13 protein-coding genes are annotated in these 17871 nt (G+C 70.9%); 8 read left to right on the forward strand and 5 right to left on the reverse strand.

Going from position 1 to position 17871, the window contains the following annotated elements; translation table 11 throughout:
* Positions 1–2: 2 nt before the first annotated feature.
* The 3 genes from SM757_RS18340 to SM757_RS18350 all read left to right on the forward strand — a co-directional run bounded on the left by SM757_RS18340 (position 3) and on the right by SM757_RS18350 (position 2729).
* Positions 3–221, forward strand: a complete 219-nt coding sequence (locus SM757_RS18340; protein ID WP_066342079.1) for a TOBE domain-containing protein — start codon at positions 3–5, stop codon at positions 219–221.
* The gene (locus SM757_RS18345; protein ID WP_322466602.1) at positions 218–808 is read left to right on the forward strand and encodes an RBBP9/YdeN family alpha/beta hydrolase; all 591 of its coding nucleotides are present in this window, start codon (positions 218–220) and stop codon (positions 806–808) included. Before SM757_RS18340 ends, SM757_RS18345 begins: the two co-directional genes overlap by 4 nt.
* A gap of 352 nt (positions 809–1160) precedes the next feature.
* Entirely contained in the window at positions 1161–2729 is a 1569-nt protein-coding gene (locus tag SM757_RS18350) for a sulfatase family protein (protein WP_066342081.1), read from the forward strand.
* 46 nt (positions 2730–2775) lie between these two features.
* Here SM757_RS18350 and SM757_RS18355 read toward each other — a convergent pair whose 3' ends face one another.
* The 3 genes from SM757_RS18355 to SM757_RS18365 all read right to left on the reverse strand — a co-directional run bounded on the left by SM757_RS18355 (position 2776) and on the right by SM757_RS18365 (position 7711).
* A complete protein-coding gene (locus SM757_RS18355) occupies positions 2776–4566 on the reverse strand; it encodes a methyl-accepting chemotaxis protein (protein ID WP_322466603.1) in 1791 nt (596 codons plus the stop codon).
* Positions 4567–4804: 238 nt separating this feature from the next.
* Positions 4805–6550, reverse strand: coding sequence for a methyl-accepting chemotaxis protein (locus tag SM757_RS18360; RefSeq protein ID WP_322466604.1), 1746 nt, complete (start codon positions 6548–6550; stop codon positions 4805–4807).
* A 204-nt stretch (positions 6551–6754) separates the two neighbouring features.
* Positions 6755–7711: a CysB family HTH-type transcriptional regulator gene (locus SM757_RS18365; RefSeq protein ID WP_322466605.1), complete on the reverse strand. Its 957-nt coding sequence runs from the start codon at positions 7709–7711 to the stop codon at positions 6755–6757.
* A gap of 238 nt (positions 7712–7949) precedes the next feature.
* Here SM757_RS18365 and modA point away from each other — a divergent pair, with 238 nt between their 5' ends.
* From modA to modC, 3 genes are read left to right on the forward strand one after another with little or no spacing between them, the layout of a single operon-like run.
* Positions 7950–8744 carry a molybdate ABC transporter substrate-binding protein gene (gene modA / locus SM757_RS18370; RefSeq protein ID WP_322466606.1) on the forward strand — a complete coding sequence of 265 codons (795 nt, stop codon included), beginning with the start codon at positions 7950–7952 and terminating at the stop codon, positions 8742–8744.
* The gene (gene modB, locus SM757_RS18375; protein ID WP_322466607.1) at positions 8741–9421 is read left to right on the forward strand and encodes a molybdate ABC transporter permease subunit; all 681 of its coding nucleotides are present in this window, start codon (positions 8741–8743) and stop codon (positions 9419–9421) included. The genes modA and modB overlap by 4 nt, the downstream gene beginning before the upstream one ends.
* Positions 9418–10512, forward strand: a complete 1095-nt coding sequence (gene modC / locus SM757_RS18380) for a molybdenum ABC transporter ATP-binding protein (protein ID WP_322466608.1) — start codon at positions 9418–9420, stop codon at positions 10510–10512. The genes modB and modC overlap by 4 nt, the downstream gene beginning before the upstream one ends.
* Before the next feature lie 28 nt (positions 10513–10540).
* Here modC and SM757_RS18385 read toward each other — a convergent pair whose 3' ends face one another.
* A complete protein-coding gene (locus SM757_RS18385; RefSeq protein WP_322466609.1) occupies positions 10541–12322 on the reverse strand; it encodes a methyl-accepting chemotaxis protein in 1782 nt (593 codons plus the stop codon).
* 536 nt (positions 12323–12858) lie between these two features.
* Between SM757_RS18385 and SM757_RS18390 the strand changes: the two genes are divergently transcribed.
* Together SM757_RS18390 and SM757_RS18395 are read left to right on the forward strand one after the other, a co-directional pair.
* Complete coding sequence (locus SM757_RS18390) at positions 12859–13962, forward strand: RNA methyltransferase (protein ID WP_066341300.1); 1104 nt, start codon at positions 12859–12861, stop codon at positions 13960–13962.
* Positions 13956–14597 carry a DsbA family oxidoreductase gene (locus SM757_RS18395; RefSeq protein ID WP_066341298.1) on the forward strand — a complete coding sequence of 214 codons (642 nt, stop codon included), beginning with the start codon at positions 13956–13958 and terminating at the stop codon, positions 14595–14597. Before SM757_RS18390 ends, SM757_RS18395 begins: the two co-directional genes overlap by 7 nt.
* Before the next feature lie 40 nt (positions 14598–14637).
* Here the strand turns inward: SM757_RS18395 and SM757_RS18400 are convergent, their stop codons facing one another.
* Positions 14638–17826 (reverse strand): MASE3 domain-containing protein, encoded by a 3189-nt coding sequence (locus SM757_RS18400; RefSeq protein ID WP_066341296.1) that lies wholly within the window; start codon positions 17824–17826, stop codon positions 14638–14640.
* Positions 17827–17871 lie beyond the last annotated feature (45 nt).

Raw genomic sequence — 17871 nt, forward strand, 5'->3', positions numbered from 1 at the left:
CCATGCCCATCACCGCCATCAACGTGCGCAACCAGTTCCGCGGCAAGGTGCTGGAAGTCATCCAGGGTCCCGTGGTCTCGGAAGTCGACATCGAGACCGCCGGCGGCCAGGTCGTCACCTCCGTCATCACCACGCGCTCCGTGCAGGAGCTTGGGCTGGTGCCGGGCAAGGACGTCATCGCCCTCGTGAAATCGACCGACGTGTCGATCGCCACGCTGTGAGCGCCCCGCGGCTGCTCATCGTCCCAGGCCTGCGCGACAGCGGCCCCGGGCACTGGCAGACCTGGCTGCAGCGGCGCCATCGCGGCGCGCTGCGCGTGTGCCAGGACGACTGGGACACGCCGGACCTGCCGCGCTGGGCGCAGCGCGTGGACGACACGCTGCGCCAGGCCGGCGGCGCGCGCTGCATCGCCGTGGCCCACAGCTTCGGCTGCCTGGCCCTGGCGCGCTGCCTGGCCTTGCGGCCGGATGCGCCCATCGCCGCCGTGTTCATGGCCGCGCCGGCGGAGCCGGACAAGTTCGGCGTGGCGCCGCTGCTGCCGCGCCGGCCCCTGGGCGTGCCCGGGCTGCTCGTGGCCAGCGACACCGACCCGTGGATGCAAGCCGACAGCGCCCTGGGCTGGGCCGGCCGCTGGGGGATGGAGACCCTCAACCTGGGCGACGCCGGCCACATCAACGCCGAGTCCGGCTTCGGCCCCTGGCCGCTGGCGCAGCGCTGGGTGGAGGCCATGGCGCAGCGCCTGGCGCACCGGGAGCACGCCGCGCCAGTTCGGCCCGCGCCGGCGCCAGCCCCGCGCCTGGCGACCTGAGCACCGCCACCGCTTTCCCGGCCCGCCCGTGCCGCCGGGCGGGTGCCTTTTTCCAGCCGGCCAACCCGGCCGTCCTTCACCCCTCGCGGCTTCCCTTTCGAGCCCTCACCTTGGCAGTACCCGTGACCGGATCGACCTTCCTCTGCGCCCCTTCGCCACGCCTGGATGCCCGCTGCGCCGCGTGGCGATGTAGCGCCGCGCCCTGCGCTGGCCGCAGGCGCTGACACGGCGGCACGGCCGGGCTTTCACGGGCCGCGCGCTGCCTTCCACGCACTCCCTCATCCCTTGCACGCACGCACGGCGCCGCGGCGCCGCGGGAGTGCCTTTGTCCAGACACGAACGAGACGTCCTGATGAGTCCTTCCGCTTTCCTGTCCTCAGCCCTTTTCCGCCGGCTGCTGTCGGTGCCGGCGGCGCTGCTGCTGGGCTTGGCGGCCCTGGCGGCGCCGGTGCATGCCCAGGCGCAGCGCGCCAACATCCTGTTCATCCTGGTGGACGACATGGACGCGGCGCTGTTTCGCCACATGCCCAAGACCCAGCGGCTGCTGGGCGATGCGGGCGTGAGCTTCGACAACAGCTTCGTGAGCCTGTCGCTGTGCTGCCCCTCGCGCGCCTCCACGCTGCGCGGGCAGTTCGCGCACAACACCGGCATCTTCACCGGGCACTGGCCTGACGGCGGCTTCATGAAGTTCAACCGCGACGGCCTGGAGCGCTCCACCCTCGCCACCTGGCTGCAGGGCGCGGGCTACCGCACCGCGCTCATAGGCAAGTACCTCAACGGCTATCCCAACGACGAAGTCGGCCGCAACTACGTGCCCCCCGGCTGGGACCACTGGTTCAGCCCAAACGGCGGCACGCCCTACAACCAGTTCAACTACCGCGTCAACGCCAACGGCCGCACGCTGAGCTACGGCAGTGCGCCGCAAAGCCACATCAACGACGTGCTGCTGGCGCAGGCCACCAGCTTCCTGCGCGGCGCCGGCGAGGACCCGCCGGGCAAGCCGTTCTTCCTGTACCTCGCGCCCTACCTGCCCCACGCGCCGGCCACGCCGCCGCAGCGCTATGCGGATGCGCTGCCGGGGGTGAAGGCGCCGCGCACGGCCTCCTTCAACGAAGCCGACGTCAGCGACAAGCCCGACTGGATGCAGTACGTGAGGCGGCTCACGGCGGACGATGAAGCCGGCATCGACGCGCTCTACCGCAAGCGCCGCCAGTCCACGCTGGCGCTGGACGACTTCGTGGAAAGCCTGGTGCGCACGCTGCGCGCCACGGGCGAGCTGGACAACACCTACGTCTTCTTCACCTCGGACAACGGCTTCCACCAGGGCCAGCACCGGCTCAAGGAGGGCAAGGGCTGGCTGTACGAGGAGGACATCCGCGTGCCGCTGGTGGTGCGCGGCCCCGGGCTGCCGGCCGGGCGCCGGGTCAGCCGCCTCGTGGCCAACGTGGACCTGGCGCCCACCTTTGCCGACATCGCCGGCGCGGACGTCCCGCATTTCGTGGACGGCCGCTCGCTGCTGCCGCTGCTGGCCGGCGCCTCACCCGCGCGCTGGCGCCAGGCGCTGCTGCTGGAAAGCCCGACCAGCCTGGAAAGCGGCGGCGGCGGTGCCGAGTCGGCCGCCGCGGCGGCGCCAGGCACCGAGGCCGGGCTGCTGGAGCCCGCCGACGGGCGCGAGGCTGCCGCCCACCCGGCCTGGAAGAACCACATCTACCGCGGCCTGCGCACCGCCGGCGGCCAGACCTTTGCGCTCTACGACAACGGCGACGGCGAGTTCTACGACCTCGCGCAGGACCCGCATCAACTCGTCAACCGCTACAAGTCGATGCGGCCTGCGCTCAAGGAGGCCTTGGCGGCGCAACTGCGCGTGCTGCGCGGCGCGGCCGGCCAGGCGTTGCGCAACGCGGAGGAGGTGTTGCCCTGAAAAAGCGGGCCCCGCCGCTTGCAGACCGGGCCCGGGGCTCAAGCGCTCAGAACGACGTCCACTCGCCGTCGTCGCCGCCGTGGGACGCCGGGGCGGGCGCGGCGGCCATGGGCGGCGGCGCGATGGCGGCGCGGCTGCCGCTGCCCGCCTTGGGCGCGGAGCGCCTCGGCTGCGGGGCCTGGGCCGTGAGCGTCGGCGAGGGCCGGCGCTCCACGGGGGCCGGCGCGGCGGACGCCATGGGCGCGGGCGCCGCGGCGTAGGCCGGCACCTCGTGATCCAGCCTGAAGGTGCGCACCAGCTCGGCCAGGCGGCTGGCCTGCTGGCTCAGGCTGTCGGCCGCGGCCGTGCTCTCCTCCACCAACGCGGCGTTCTGCTGCGTCACCTCGTCGAGCTGCGACACGGCCTGGCTGACCTGGTCGATGCCGCTGGTCTGCTCCACCGAGGCCGAGCTGATCTCGCCCAGCAGGTCCGACACGCGCTGCACCTGGCGCACCAGGTCCTGCATCACGCTGCCGGCGTCGCCCACTTGCTGCGAGCCCGTCTGCACCTTGCCCACGCTGTCGGCGATCAGGCCCTTGATCTCCTTGGCCGCCTCGGCGCTGCGCTGCGCCAGCGTGCGCACCTCGCCGGCCACCACGGCAAAGCCGCGGCCCTGCTCGCCCGCGCGCGCGGCTTCCACGGCCGCGTTGAGCGCCAGGATGTTGGTCTGGAAGGCGATGCCGTCGATCACGCCCGTGATGTCCTCGATGCGGCGCGAGCTGGCGCTGATGTCCTGCATGGTGGCCACCACCGCCTCCACGGCATTGCCGCCCTGGCGCGCGGCGTCGCTGGCGGCCGCGGCCATCTGCGAGGCCTGGTGCGCCGTGTCGGCGTTGTGCTTGACGGTGGCGCTGAGCTGCTCCATCGAAGCCGCCGTTTCCTCCAGGTTGGCGGCCTGCTTCTCGGTGCGCTGCGACAGGTCCGTGCTGCCCATGGCCACCTCACAGCTGCCCGTGGCGATGGCGTCGGAGCCGCTGCGCACCTGGCGCACGAGGTCGGCCAGCCGCCCGTTCATGCGCGAAAGCGCCTGCAGCAGTTGCGCCGTCTCGTCCTTGCCGCGGGCGTTGATGCGGTACGTCAGGTCACCATCGGCCACGGCCTCGGCCGCCTTCACCGCGCTGGACAGCGGCTGCGTGATGGAGCGCGAAATCACCACCGCCGCCAGCACGCCCAGCAGCAGCGCCACGGCGCTGCCGCAAAGCATCAGGGTGCGTGCGCTGGACTGCGTGGCTTCGGAGGCCTTGCCCTGTTGTGCGGACAGCGTGAGGTTGTAGCTCCACCAGGCCTGCAGGGCCGATTCGGCCTTGCGGTAGGCGCTGCGCGACGGGCCGGACAGCAGCTTGCGCGCCTTGTCCATGGTGGCAGCGTCTTCCACGCCGCGCCGCGACAGCGGGCGAAGCTGTTCCCACAGGGCGAAGTAGGCCTGCGCCTGATTTTTCACGTCTTCCAGGGCGCGCTGGTCCCCGGCGTCGGAGAGCAGCTCCTTCTCGTAGTGCGCCACGCCGTCGAGCAGGGCCTTCTTGTGGCCGTCGATGCGCTTTTCCAGGTCATCCATCTCCTCGGCGCTGGAGGCCAGGAGGTGCTGCGCCTCCAGCCGGCGCATGGAGCTCAAGGCGCCGGTGATTTCGTACAGCGCCTCGTAGGAGGGCACCAGGTTTTGGGTGTAGTACCCGGTGTTCGCGGCCAGCGCCCGCATTTGCAGCAGCGCCACGGCCGTCAGCGCGCACAACAACAGCAGCACGGCGCCAAAGCCCAGGCCCAGCCTGGAACCGATGCGCAAGCGGTTCAATCCATCCATGAGGGAAGTCTTCGGGGGTTGAAAGTCCCCATGGGATCGGCAGAAAGGTAGGGAAATTGACCCATCGCAAACCGATCGCCCTGGGGATTTGACACTTCGGACAAAGTGCCGCCCGGACCTGCCGCGGCGCGCGGCGCCTGGACAGGCCCGCGCGCCACCGGCGTTTAGCCTCAGCGTCCCGCCGGCAAGGCCCTGGTGAGGATGGCGTGCAGGGCCGTGCCGAGCGCGCCCAAGCGGTTTAGAAGGAGGTCCACTCGTCGCCACTGCCGCTGCCGCCGCCGGAGGACGGCGACGCGGCCACCGGGCGCGCACTGCGGCTGCTCACGTGGGCCTTGGCGATGGTGCGCTGCGCCAGCACGCGGGCCGCGGGCGCGGGCGCCAAGGGCGCCTGCGGCGCCAGGGCCGCCGCGGGCGCCTCGTGATCCAGCTTGAAGGTGCGCACCAGCTCGACCAGGCGCTTGGCCTGCATGTTCAGGCTGTCGGCCGCGGCCGTGCTCTCTTCCACCAGCGCGGCGTTCTGCTGCGTCACCTCGTCGAGCTGCGACACGGCCTGGCTGACCTGGCCGATGCCGCTGGTCTGTTCCACCGAGGCCGAGCTGATCTCGCCCAGCAGGTCCGACACGCGCTGCACCTGGCTCACCAGGTCCTGCATGGTGCTGCCCGCGTCGCCCACGAGCTGCGAGCCCGTCTGCACCTTGCCCACGCTGTCGGCGATCAGGCCTTTGATCTGCTTGGCCGCCTCGGCGCTGCGCTGCGCCAGCGAACGCACCTCGCCGGCCACCACCGCGAAGCCCCGGCCCTGCTCGCCCGCGCGCGCGGCCTCCACCGCGGCGTTGAGCGCCAGGATGTTGGTCTGGAAGGCGATGCCGTCGATCACGCCGATGATGTCCTCGATCTTGCGCGAGCTGTCGCTGATCTCCTGCATCGTGGCCACCACCGCGGCCACCGTCTGGCCGCCATGGCGCGCCGCGCCGCTGGCGGAGGCGGCCATCTGCGAGGCCTGCTGCGCCGTGTCGGCGTTGTGCTTGACGGTGGAGCTGAGCTGCTCCATGGAGGCCGCCGTCTCCTGCAGGCTGGCGGCCTGCTTCTCGGTGCGCTGCGACAGGTCCGTGCTGCCCGCGGCCACCTCGTGGCTGCCCGTGGCGATGGCGTCGGAGCCGCTGCGCACCTGGCGCACGAGGTCGGCCAGGCGCTGGTTCATGTGCGAGAGCGACCGCAGCAGTTGCGCCGTCTCGTCCTTGCCGCTGGCCTCGATGCGGCGGCTCAGGTCGCCCTGGGCCACGGCCTCGGCCGCGTCCACGGCCTGTGCCATGGGGTGCGTGATGGAGCGCGTGATCACCACCGCCGCCAGCACGCCCAGCAGCAGGGCCAGCACGGCGACGCCCAGGAGCATCCAGCGGCCCTGGGCCTCGGTGGACTCGGCCTTGACCTCCTGCGCCTCGGCCAGCTGGCTGTTGTGCGACCACCAGTGCTGCAGCGCCTCGTCCGCGCGCGCATAGGCCTCGCGCGAGGGGCCGAACAGCAGCTTTTGCGCCTTTTCCGTGGCGGCGGGGTTGTTCGCCGTCTCACGCGACAAGGGCCGTATCTGGTCCCACACAGCGTAGTAGGCCGTCAGCGCCGAGTGCACCGCGCCCAGCAAGCGCCGGTCCTCCTCGCCGGAGATCAGCGTCTTTTCGTAGTGCTCCAGCGTGCGCGCCAGCAGTTGCTGCTGCTCGGCGACGCGGTGCTCCATGTCGTCCATCTCGGCCACGGTATTGACCATGATGTGCTGCGATTCGAAGCGGCGCATGGCCCCCAGCGCCATCGCGACCTTGTGCTCCGCCTCGAAAGAGGGCACGAGATTGGCCGCGTAGTAGCGCGACACGCCGGCCAGCGCGGTCAGCTCGAACAAGGCCGCCGCGGCCATGACGCACAGCAGCGCCAGCACGGCGCCGAATCCCCAGCCCAGCCGGGCGCCGATGCGAAAGCGGTTCAAGAAATCCATGACGAGTTTTTCTCCTGTGGGTACTGCTGGTGCGTGACGCACGTCCCTTGGCCGCCCTACTCCGGCAGGCACGGCTGCACTTTGATGCAGCACAAAGTCGTTGTGTGCGCCACGTCACAGTTCGTACACAGAACCACCCCTGACAGGCCTGCGCAGCCGTGAATCGTTCACGGCCCCGGCGCCGGGCGCGGCTGCGCCGGCCGCTCACAGGTCCAGGTGATCGCCTTCCTGGGCCGCCATGGCCTTGTCCACCTGCACGCGCGTGAGCGGCGGGGCGAAGGCCTGTATGAAGTCGTAGACGAAGCCGCGCAGGAAACTGCCGCGGCGCACGGCCAGCCGCGTCATGTTGGTGGCGAAGAGGTGGCGCGCATCCAGCACTTTCAAGCGCTGGTCGCGCTCCTCGTCGCAGGCGATGGCGGCGATGATGCCCACGCCCATGCCCAACTCCACGTAGGTCTTGATCACGTCGGCGTCCATGGCCGAGAGCACCACGTCGAAGGCCAGCTCGCGGCGCTTGAAAGCCTCGTCGATGTGGCTGCGCCCGGTGTAGCCGGGCTCGTAGGTGACGATGGGAAAGCCGGCCAGCCGCTCCAGCGTCAGCGGCAGGCCCTGCTGCGCGTCGCGGTCCAGCGCATGGCCGGGCGGCACGATCACGGCGTGCGTCCACTGGTAGCAGGGCAGCGCCACCAGGTCCGGATAGCTGGCCAGCGCCTCGGTGGCCACGCCAATGTCGGCTTCGCCGCAGAGCAGCAGCTCCGCCACCTGCTGCGGCGAGCCCTGCTTCAGGCGCAAGGCCACCCCGGGGTAGCGCTCGCTGAAGTCGCGCACCGCCCCGGGCAGCGCGTAGCGCGCCTGCGAGTGCGTGGCCGCGATGGTCAGCGTGCCCTGGCCTTGAGAAGCGAACTCCTGCCCGGCGCAGCGGATGTTGTGCGCCTCCTGCAGCAGCCGCTCGATCATGGGCAGCACCATCTCGCCCGGCGGCGTCAGCCCCGTGAGGCGCTTGCCCGCGCGGACGAACAGCTCGATGCCGATTTCCTCCTCCAGCTCGCGTATCTGGCGGCTCACGCCGGGCTGGGAGGTGTGCAGCACGTCGGCCACGACGGTGAGGTTGAAGCCCTGGCGCACGGCTTCGCGCACGGAGCGCAGTTGCTGGAGATTCATGGCTCGTGATGCTTTGTGATGCTTTGTTTTGATGAATAAACCGCATTTTCAAATTTGTTTATGCGTTTTCATCGACTCTTTAGCCCTATCCAAATTTGGTTTTCGCATATGACATGCGCCAAGCTGCTAAGCACGTGACGGATGACCGCGCCCGCCGGGGCGCGTGGCGCGACGGGATCCTGGTGTTTTCCCGCATCATGGAGCCCTGTTTCACGGGGGTCAGTCGATGACGGAGCGCATGAAGCTGTTGAGAAGCGTGGTGGGCGTGGCTTGCGCAGTGGCGGCCTTCACCGCGCGGGCCGACGAGGTGCTGGTGGCCGTGGCGGCCAATTTCAACGCGCCGCTCTCGCGCATCGCCCAGGGCTTCGAGGCCGCCACCGGCCACAAGCTCAAGGCCGCGGCGGCCAGCACCGGCAAGCTCTACGCGCAGATCGCGGCCGGCGCGCCTTTCGAGGTGCTGCTGTCGGCCGACGACGAGACCCCCGCCAGGCTCGACGCCGAGGGCCGCACCGTCGCGGGCAGCCGCTTCACTTACGCCATCGGCGAGCTGGCGCTGTGGAGCGCGCAGCCCGGGCTGGTGGACGCGCAGGGCGCCGTGCTTGCGTCCGACCGCTTCAGGCACCTGGCCATCGCCAACCCCAAGACCGCGCCCTACGGCCGCGCGGCGCTGCAGACGCTGCGCGCGCGCGGGCTGGAGGCGGCGGTGGCGCCGCGCCTGGTGACGGCCGAGTCCATCGCGCAGGCGCAGCAGTTCGTGTCCTCCGGCAATGCCGAGCTGGGCTTCGTCGCCTGGTCGCAGCTCTCGGTGCCGGGCCAGCCGCCCACGGGCTCGTGGTGGCGCGTGCCCGCCGGGCTGCACGAGGACATCCGCCAGGACGCCGTGCTGCTCAAGCCCGGCCAGGGCAAGCCCGCCGCGCAGGCGCTGCTGGCCTACCTCAGGAGCGAGCCGGCCAAGGCCGAGATCCGCGCCTGGGGCTACCGGCTGCCCGGCGACGGCGCCGCGGCACCCGCCGCCGCGGTGAAGAAGCCGTGACGGACGCCGACTGGAGCGCCGTGCGCCTGACGGCGGCGCTGGCCGGCGCCAGCACGCTGGTGCTGCTGCTGGTGGGCACGCCGCTGGCCTGGGCGCTGGCGCGCACGCGCTCGCGGCTGAAACCGGTGGCGGCGGCGCTGGTGGCCATGCCGCTGGTGCTGCCGCCCACGGTGCTGGGCTTTTACCTGCTGCTGCTCATGGGGCCCGGCGGGCCTTTGGGCCGGCTCATGGACGCGCTGGGCTGGCAGCGGCTGCCCTTCACCTTCGGCGGGCTGGTGGTGGCGTCCGTCATCTACTCGCTGCCCTTCGTGGTGCAGCCGCTGCAGCAGGCGTTCGAAGCCATCCCCGAGCGCACGCTGGAGGCCGCGGCCACGCTGCGCGCCGGGCCGCTGGACCGCTTCTTCACCGTGGCGCTGCCGCTGGCGCGCCCGGGGCTGCTCACGGCCAGCGTGCTGGGCTTCGCGCACACGGTGGGCGAGTTCGGCGTGGTGCTGATGATCGGCGGCAACATCCCCGGCCAGACCCGGGTGCTGTCCATGGCCGTGTACGACCACGTGGAGGCCGGCGAGATGGCCGACGCCCACCGCCTGGCCGCCGGCATGGTGGGCTTCGCGCTCACGGTGCTGGTGGCGCTGTACCTGCTCAACCGCGCGCCGCGCGACGGGGGCCGGGCGTGATCGAGGCGCACCTGTCGCTCACGCGTCCGGGTTTCGCGCTGGACGTCTCTTTATCTCTCCCCGGCCGCGGCGTCACGGCCCTCTTCGGCCCGTCGGGCTGCGGCAAGACCACGCTGCTGCGCGCCATCGCCGGGCTGGAGCGCGCGCAAGGACGCGTGGCGCTGGGCGAGGAGGTCTGGCAGGACGACGCGCGCGGCCGCTTCGTCCCGCCGCACCGCCGCGCGCTGGGCTACGTGATCCAGGAGTCCGCCCTCTTCGCCCACCTGGACGTGCAGGGCAACCTGGCCTATGGCCGCAAGCGCGCCGGTGCCGCCGCGCAGCGCCTGGCGCTGGAGCCCGTGATCGAGCTGCTGGGCATAGGCGCGCTGATGGGCCGCCGCGTGACCACGCTCTCCGGCGGCGAACGCCAGCGTGTGGCCATCGCGCGGGCGCTGGCCACCGCGCCGCAACTGCTGCTCATGGACGAGCCGCTGGCCGCGCTGGACGCGGCGCGCAAGGCCGAGATCCTGCCCTACCTGGAGCGGCTGCAGCGCGAGCTGGCGCTGCCCATCCTCTACGTCACGCACTCGCTGGACGAGGTGGCGCGGCTGGCCGACCACCTGGTGCTGCTGGAGTCCGGCCGCGTGGCGGCCGCCGGCCCGCTGGCCGAGCTGATGGCGCGCACCGACCTGCCGGCGCTGGTGCGCCGCGGCGGCGCCGGCGCGCCCGACGAGGCCGGCGTGGTGATAGACGCCCAAGTGGTGGAGCGCGACGAGGCTTACGGCCTGGTGCGCATCGGTTTTCACGGCGGCAGCCTCTGGGTGGGCGAGCAGCCCGGCATGGCGCTTGGGCAGCGGGTGCGCGCGCACGTACTGGCACGCGACGTGAGCCTCACGCGGGTGCGGCCGCAGGAAAGCACCATCGTCAACGTGCTGCCGGCCGTCATCGAGCAGGTGCAGGCCGACCGCGGCACGGCGCTGCTGCAACTCGCCCTGGCCCGGTTGGGCGGCACGCGGCTGCTGGCGCGCATCACGCGGCGCAGTTGCGAGGCGCTGGCGCTGCAGCCCGGCGACGAGGTGTTCGCGCAGGTCAAGGGCGTGGCGCTGATGTGACGTGGCGGCAGGGCGGGCGCCGCGCCCCTCAGGCGCCGCCCAAGCTGCTGGCGCCCACGGCGGCGCCGGGCCGCGCCATGAGCGGCATCAGCAGGGCTTGGGCTCCCAAGCGCGTTGCCGCGGGCTCCTGGCGCGCGGGGCGGGTGTGCTGCGCGGCCTGCGGTGCGGGCTGCGCCGCCGGCAGGGCCGGGGCCTCCGCCCGCGCAGCCGCGTCGGCCTCGGCAAACGGCGCGCGGCCGGGCTGCGACGGCGCCGTGCGGAACACCGACACCGCCAGCACCAGCCGCTGCGCCTGCTCGCGCAGGCTGCAGGCCGCAGCGGCGCTCTGGTCCACCAGCGCGGCGTTTTGCCCGGTGGCGTGGTCCATCTGCGCCACGGCCTGGCCGACCTGGGCCACGCCGCGGCTTTGCTCGGCGCTGGCGGCGTTGATCTGGCCCATGAGGTCCGTCACGCGCTGTATGGCGGTGACCACCTCGCCCATGGTGCGGCCGGCCTCGTCGGCCAGGGTGGAGCCCTCGCCCACGCGGCGCACGCTGTCGGTGATGAGGTGCTTGATCTGGCGCGCCGCCTCGGCGCTGCGCTGCGCCAGCGCCCGCACCTCGCCGGCCACCACCGCGAAGCCGCGCCCGGACTCGCCCGCGCGGGCGGCCTCCACCGCGGCGTTCAGGGCCAGGATGTTGGTCTGGAAGGCGATGCCGTCGATGACGTTGGTGATGTCGGCGATCTTGGCCGAGCTGTCCTCGATGCCGCGCATGGTCTGCACCACTTGGGCCACGACCTCGCCGCCCTTGATCGCCACGTCCGACGCGCCCTTGGCGAGCTGATCGACCTGGCTGGCGTTGTCGGCGTTGTGGCGCACGGTGCTGCCGAGCTCGTCCATGGAGGCGGCGGTCTGCTGCAGCGCCGAGGCCTGCTGCTCGGTGCGGCGGCTCAAGTCCTGGTTGCCGTGGGCGATCTGCGCGCTGGCGGCGGCCACGCCCTCGGCGTTGCGGTGCACCTCGCCCACGGTGCGCACGAGCTGGTCGCGCAGGGCCTGGAGCGCGGCCATCAGGCTGTGCTCGTCGCCGGGGCGGCAGGGCACGACCACGTCGAGCCGGCCCTGGGCCAGCTCGTGGGCCACGCGCACGGCCTCGGCCGCCTCGCCGCCGAGCTGGCGGTTGAAGGAGGGGTTCATGCGCAGCGCCAGCACCGCCGCCAGCGCCGCGGCGCCGGCGCAGCCCGCCAGCAGCAGGTTGCGGGTCAGGGCGTAGGCCGCGCCGGCCTGCTCCAGCACCTCGGCGGCCTGGACGGCGCCGTGGTTGCGGTAGTCGCGCACGGCCTGGATCAGTTGCACCTGCAACGGCCTGGCGGTGTTGAGCTTGTCCAGCGCCTGCTCGCGCTGGCCGTCGCGGCCCAGCGCGGCCGCGGACTGCATCAGCGGCCCATAGAGGAACTCGGCGCTCTCGATGCCGGCATACAGGCTGCGCTCCTGCGCGCCCACGCCCGGCTGGGCCAGCAGCTTGCGCAGGCGCTGCAGCGCTTCCGTCACACCCTGGTGCGCCCGCGTTTGGGCGGCGGTGGCGGCCTGGCGCTCCTTGGGGGTGCCGGCCAGCAGCAGCTCGCGCAGGGCCACGGCGCGGGCCTGCGCCTGGGCCAGCACCTCCTGCGCCAGCTCCACGCGCGGCGCCACGCCGCGGCCGTACAGCTCGAAGCCGGCGCGCTCGCGCGCCAGGGCGTGCAGTGCCGTCACGCTCACCGCGGCCACCAGCAGCGCCATCAGCGCAAAGGCCGCGGCAAGCCGCGCTTTGAAGGTCAGGTTGCGGAAGTTCATGTCGCGGGTCCTCGGTTGGGACAGGGGCGCACACGCCGCCGGCGGGATCGCTCCCCGCACCGGACCGCGCCTGCGCACTGCAACTGCGAAAACGACGATGTGCCTACAGCGACTTCCAAGGCACGGTGGAGGGTTCGCCGCTGCCGGCCGCGGCGCATTCACGAGGCCAAGCGCGGCAGCGGCGAACAAGGGCCTGCAAGAGCAAGCCGGAGAAGAAAACCGGCCGGCAATATCAATCCCTGGTCTGAAGGCTAACCCTGGAACCAGGGTGGGATGCAGGGAGGAAGCTCCCTGGCGCCGCGGTGCAATCCTCCCGCGGCGGCCCGGACAAAGCTGGGGGCGGGTCAACCCGCGCCGCGCCGCGCGGCGGCCCAAAGGCCGTGGGCGGGGCGGCGCCTAAAATTCCGGCCGGTCACCCGGCGTTCCATCGAGCCGCCGCCAGCCCTCCTCGCCGCTGCCCTCGCCGCCGCCTTTGCTTCAGCTGCCTACACTCCCGCCTTCGCGCCCAGGCCGCCCTTCTTCCCAGCAGTAACCCCATGCAAGTTGACACCCTTCGCCAGCGCCTGCGCGCCCTGGGCGCGCGGCCCGTGCACGAGCAGCACCTCCTGCGCCTGTGGACGCGCGCGCTGCCGCTGGACACCACCACCGTGCGCCGCCCCGAGCACTGGCTGCCGGCGCCGGTGCGCGCCGCGCTGCCCGCGCTGCAGGCCGAGCTGGACGGCTTGGCGCGCCTGCGCTCCTCCCACCCCGGCGCCGACGGCTCCGTGCGCCTGCTGGTGGACCTCGCCGACGGCCAGGCCGTGGAAAGCGTGCTGCTGCCGCGCGGCGGGGTGTGCGTCTCCAGCCAGGTCGGCTGCGCCGTGGGCTGTGCCTTTTGCATGACGGGCAAGTCCGGCCTGCTGCGCCAGGTCGGCAGCGCGGAAATCGTGGCCCAGGTGGCCCTGGCGCGGTCGCAGCGCGAGGTGAAGCGCGTGGTGTTCATGGGCATGGGCGAGCCCTCGCACAACCTGGACAACGTGCTGGAGGCCATACAGGTGCTGGGCACGGCCGGCGGCATCGGCCACAAGGAGCTGGTGTTCTCCACCGTGGGCGACGAGCGCGCCTTCGAGCGGCTGCCCACGCTGGCGGTGAAGCCGGCGCTGGCCCTGTCGCTGCACACCACCGACGCCGAGCTGCGCCAGCGCCTGCTGCCGCGCGCCCCGCGCATCGCGCCGCAAGACCTCGTGGAGGCGGCCGAGCGCTACGCGCGGTTCACCGGCTATCCCATCCAGTTCCAGTGGACGCTGCTCGAAGGCATCAACGACACGGACGAGGAGCTCGCCGGCATGGAGCGGCTGCTCAAGGGCAAGTACGCGATGATGAATCTGATCCCCTACAACAGCGTGCCGGAGCTGCCTTTCAAGCGTCCGGCGGGCGAGCGCGCCGCCGAGATGGCGCGCTGGCTCAACCGCCGCGGCATCCTCACCCGGCTGCGCAACTCGGCCGGGCAGGACGTGGACGGCGGCTGCGGCCAACTGCGCGCCCGCGCCCTGGGCACGCAAGCCGCCGTCACGCTGCAGCGGCGCCCGGCCAACCCGGCCACTGCGGCCACTGCGGCCGACGCCCTTCCCGCCGCTCCCGCACAGGAATCCACATGCTGAAAATCGACTTCGTCTCCGACATCGCCTGCCCCTGGTGCGCCGTGGGCCTGTACGCGCTGGAGCAGGCGCTGGCCCAACTGCCGGACATGCCGGTGGAGATTCACTTCCAGCCCTTCGAGCTCAACCCCGCCATGGGCCCCGAGGGCGAGGACAGCACCGAGCACCTGTGCCGCAAGTACGGCCGCACCCCGGCACAGTTGGAGGAAACCCGCGCCCACCTGCGCGAGCGCGGCGCCGCCGTGAGCTTCACCTTCGGCCCGCGCACGCGCATCTGGAACACCTTCGACGCGCACCGGCTGCTGCATTGGGCCGGCCTGGAAGGCAAACAGCTCGCCTTGAAACGCGCCTTGCTCCAGGCCTACCAGACGGACGACCAGAACCCGTCCGACCCCGCCGTGCTGCTGGAGGCCGCGCGCAAGGCCGGGCTGGACGGGGCCCGCGCCCGCGAGGTGCTGGCGCAAGGCACCTATGCCGACGAGGTGCGCGCGCTGCAGCGGCAGTGGCAGGAGCTGGGCATCCAGTCCGTGCCCTCGGTGATCGTCAACGACCGCTACCTGATCCAGGGCGCGCAGCCGCCGCAGGCCTTCGAGCAGGCGCTGCGGCGCATCGCCGAGCAAGGCGACGCGGCCGGGTAAGCGCCGGCGCCCACGCCGGCGGCGGCGGAAACGGGGGCGCTCAGGAGCGGGTCAGCGAGCCGTCCTTGAGCCCGCCGCGCGCCTGCGCCATCAGCGCGTCCACCGCGTCGGCCAGGCTGTCGAGCGCCTGGGGCTCGTAGGTGCCGGTCTGGCGGATCTGCCCTTCCAGCACGGTGGCCGCCCGCTTGACGGGCTCGGCGCACAAGGTGCCGGCCACGCCGCGCAACTGGTGCGCCAGGCCGGAGAGGGCCGGCAGGTCGGCCTGGCTGCCGTAGCGGCGCAGCGCCTCGGCCGAGGCGCCGTGGTGGTCCACCAGGGTCTGCAGGATCTGCCGCACCGACTCGGCCCGCCGCAGCCGCTGCCACAAACCCGGCCAGTCGATCACCGGCGCCTCGACGGCAGCCGCCTCCACCCCGGCCGGCGCCATGGCCACGGCCGGCGGCATGTCGGCCTGAAGCACTGGCGCGGGTTGGTCCGCCGCGCCCCCCTCCCGGCCCAGCACTTTCAAAATGGTCTCGCACAAAATATCCACGTCCACCGGCTTGGTCACGTGGGCGGCCATGCCGGCCTCCAGGCAGCGCTGCCTTTCTTCGGCCAGGGCATAGGCGGTCAAGCCGAGCACGGGGATTTCGGGATGGTTTTCCCGGCAGCGACGCGCCGTGTCATAACCGCTGAGGCCGGGCATTTGCACGTCGGTGATGAACAAATCGAAATTCGCGCGCTGGTCCAGCAATTCCAGCGCCTCGGAGCCGGTACCCAGAATCAGGCAATGCGCGCCTTCCTGCTGCAACAAATCCTGCAGCACCCAGCGGTTCACCCCGTCGTCCTCCGCGGCGAGAATGTTCAAGCCCTCCAGGCGGCGCACGCCCTGCAGGCCCTCCATGCGCGCCAAAGCCCATTTGTCTTCCGGCACCGCCGCCTCCACCAGGGGAATGCGCACACGGAAACACGAGCCCCGGCCGGCCTCGCTTTCCACCGTGATACTGCCCTGCATCAAATCCACGATGCGCTTGCTGATGGACAAGCCCAAACCCGTGCCGCCGAAACGCCGCGTGGTGGAGTGGTCGCCCTGGTGGAAAGGCCGGAACAGCGCGTCAATCTGGCCGGGGCTGATGCCGATGCCGGTATCGCTGATGGCAAATTCAATCCAGCGCCTGCCCTGAAACTCCATGGGCCGCACCCGCATGTGCACGCCGCCATGCTCGGTGAATTTGATGGCATTGCCCAACAAATTGACCAGCACCTGCAGCAGCCGGGTTTCGTCGCACAAGATGCCGGGCGGCAAATCCTCCGCGCATTTGACGCCGAACTGCAATTGCTGCGTCAGCGCGCGATGCTCCGTCAAGCGCATGGCCCGCTGTATGACCTGCGGCAAGCGCACGGGCCGGTATTCCAGCACTAGCTTGCCGGCCTCGATTTTGGCAATATCCAGCACGTCGCTCACGAGGTCCAGCAGCAGGCGGCCGGAATCCTGAATCTGGCGCAAATGCCGCTGTGCCGGTGCCGCCTGCGCGTCGCGCAGGGCCACTTGCGCCATACCGATGATGGCATTGAGCGGCGTGCGTATTTCGTGGCTCATGTGGGCCAGGAAGGCACTTTTGGCGGCGTTGGCCGATTCCGCCGCGAATTTCGCGGCTTCCAGTTCCGCAGTACGGGTCTCAACCAGGTCCGCCAGGTGGAGGTGGTATTTCTGCAATTCTGCGGACATGCGCTTGCGCTCGGTGACGTCGCGCACATAACCGTGCCACAGGATGCTGCCGTCCGGCAGGGATTCCGGCTCCGCCAAACCTTCCACCCATAAAATTTTGCCGTCCGGCCAGAGGGTGCGGAATTCGGTGTGCCAGGTGCGCATGGATTTGGCCGAGGCCTTGATGGTGGCGGCCACCTGGCCCATGTCGTCGGGGTGCACCCTGGCGGCAATGGGCGAGCTGTCCCGCGCCACGTCCTGCGGCGACACGCCGAACAGCTCCCGAACGCCGGCGCTGACATAAGGGTAGGCGCTGCGCCCGCCCGGCCACCACTGGTATTGAAAAACCATGCCCGGCACTTTGGACGTGATTTTCTGCAGGCGCGCCAGCAATTCGTCATTGCGCCGCTGCATGGCCTTGCGGTCGGTAATGTCCATGTGCATGCCGGCGGCGCGCAGGGGGCGGCCCTGTTCGTCGCGCTCCAATACCTGGCCGCGGTCCAGTACCCAGATGTCATGGCCATTTTTGTGGCGCAGGCGGTGCTCGCATTCATAGAACGGCGTGCCGCCGTCCAAATGGGCCACCAGCGCTTTTTCTATGTTGGCAAAATCGTCCACGTGGATGAGGCTGTACCAGCTCTCCAGGCGCGGTTTTATTTCATGCTGGGCATAACCCAGCATGCTGCACCAGCGCTCGTTGAAGAATACGTCGCCGCTTTGCACGTTCCATTCCCAGGTGCCGACGTCGGTGCTGTCCAGGATATTGCGGTAGCGCGAGCTCAGGCTAGTCAGCGCCGCCTGCGGCTGGCGCACGCCATGCACATAAATGCCGTAGTAAATCATGGCGTAGGCCGCCGACTGGTACAGGTGGCCCAGCAGGTTGAGAATGTCGGTGACGGTGGCGTAGAGAGCGAAAAACAGGCCGCAAAGGCTCAGCGTCCAGGCCGCGGCGGCCATCAGGTGCAAAGTGTGGGTAGGCTTGCGCCGTGCCCGCCAGGCCAGGCGCAGCGCCACCAGGGCCAGCACAATTGACAGCGCATATTCGGCACCGATTTTGAAATCGGTCAAACCGCTGCCGGCGATGAAGGTACGGGGCAGCCATCGCGATTGCCACAAGCCCACCCAATAAGTCAGTGCCGCCATGCACAGCACGAAACCCAGGCCCACGGCCGCGCCGGGCAGGCTGCAGCGCCGCGGCGGCAGGAACGCGAACAGGCACAAGGTCACCGCCGTATAAAACCGCGAAGCCAGCCAGAAATTGATGGCCTTTTCCGGACCGCTGGGCGTGACGAAAACCGGCATGCCCTTGAAGGACAGGGTGTGCGCGAAATTGACCAGCGCCACCAGCAAAAGGCCCAGGCCCAGCCACAGCATGCGCTGGTCGCCGCGGCGGTGCAGCGTCCAGGTCAGCGAAAAAACCATGGCCGCAATGGCCATGCCGCAAAACTCCAGCAGCATGTGCAGCGGCAAATAGGCTTCCGCGGAGCCGAACAGGCTGAAGGTGGGCAACGAGTGGCCTATCAGCAAAAACAAGGTCAGCATGCCGACCGTGATTTTCAGGCGTGTGGGCGCTTGATGATTCGTGGA

Source organism: Azohydromonas lata, from assembly GCF_034427735.1.
In the GTDB taxonomy this organism is placed as follows: domain Bacteria; phylum Pseudomonadota; class Gammaproteobacteria; order Burkholderiales; family Burkholderiaceae_C; genus Azohydromonas; species Azohydromonas lata.

What these genes read in the sequence shown, in the direction of transcription:
- SM757_RS18340 (WP_066342079.1), top strand. Translation starts at nt 3, where the DNA reads ATGCCCATCACCGCCATCAACGTGCGCAACCAGTTCCGCGGCAAGGTG.
- SM757_RS18350 (WP_066342081.1), top strand. Translation starts at nt 1,161, where the DNA reads ATGAGTCCTTCCGCTTTCCTGTCCTCAGCCCTTTTCCGCCGGCTGCTG.
- SM757_RS18355 (WP_322466603.1), bottom strand. Translation starts at nt 4,566, where the DNA reads ATGGATGGATTGAACCGCTTGCGCATCGGTTCCAGGCTGGGCCTGGGC.
- SM757_RS18360 (WP_322466604.1), bottom strand. Translation starts at nt 6,550, where the DNA reads ATGGATTTCTTGAACCGCTTTCGCATCGGCGCCCGGCTGGGCTGGGGA.
- SM757_RS18365 (WP_322466605.1), bottom strand. Translation starts at nt 7,711, where the DNA reads ATGAATCTCCAGCAACTGCGCTCCGTGCGCGAAGCCGTGCGCCAGGGC.
- modA (WP_322466606.1), top strand. Translation starts at nt 7,950, where the DNA reads ATGAAGCTGTTGAGAAGCGTGGTGGGCGTGGCTTGCGCAGTGGCGGCC.
- SM757_RS18385 (WP_322466609.1), bottom strand. Translation starts at nt 12,322, where the DNA reads ATGAACTTCCGCAACCTGACCTTCAAAGCGCGGCTTGCCGCGGCCTTT.
- SM757_RS18390 (WP_066341300.1), top strand. Translation starts at nt 12,859, where the DNA reads ATGCAAGTTGACACCCTTCGCCAGCGCCTGCGCGCCCTGGGCGCGCGG.
- SM757_RS18395 (WP_066341298.1), top strand. Translation starts at nt 13,956, where the DNA reads ATGCTGAAAATCGACTTCGTCTCCGACATCGCCTGCCCCTGGTGCGCC.
- SM757_RS18400 (WP_066341296.1), bottom strand. Translation starts at nt 17,826, where the DNA reads ATGCTGACCTTGTTTTTGCTGATAGGCCACTCGTTGCCCACCTTCAGC.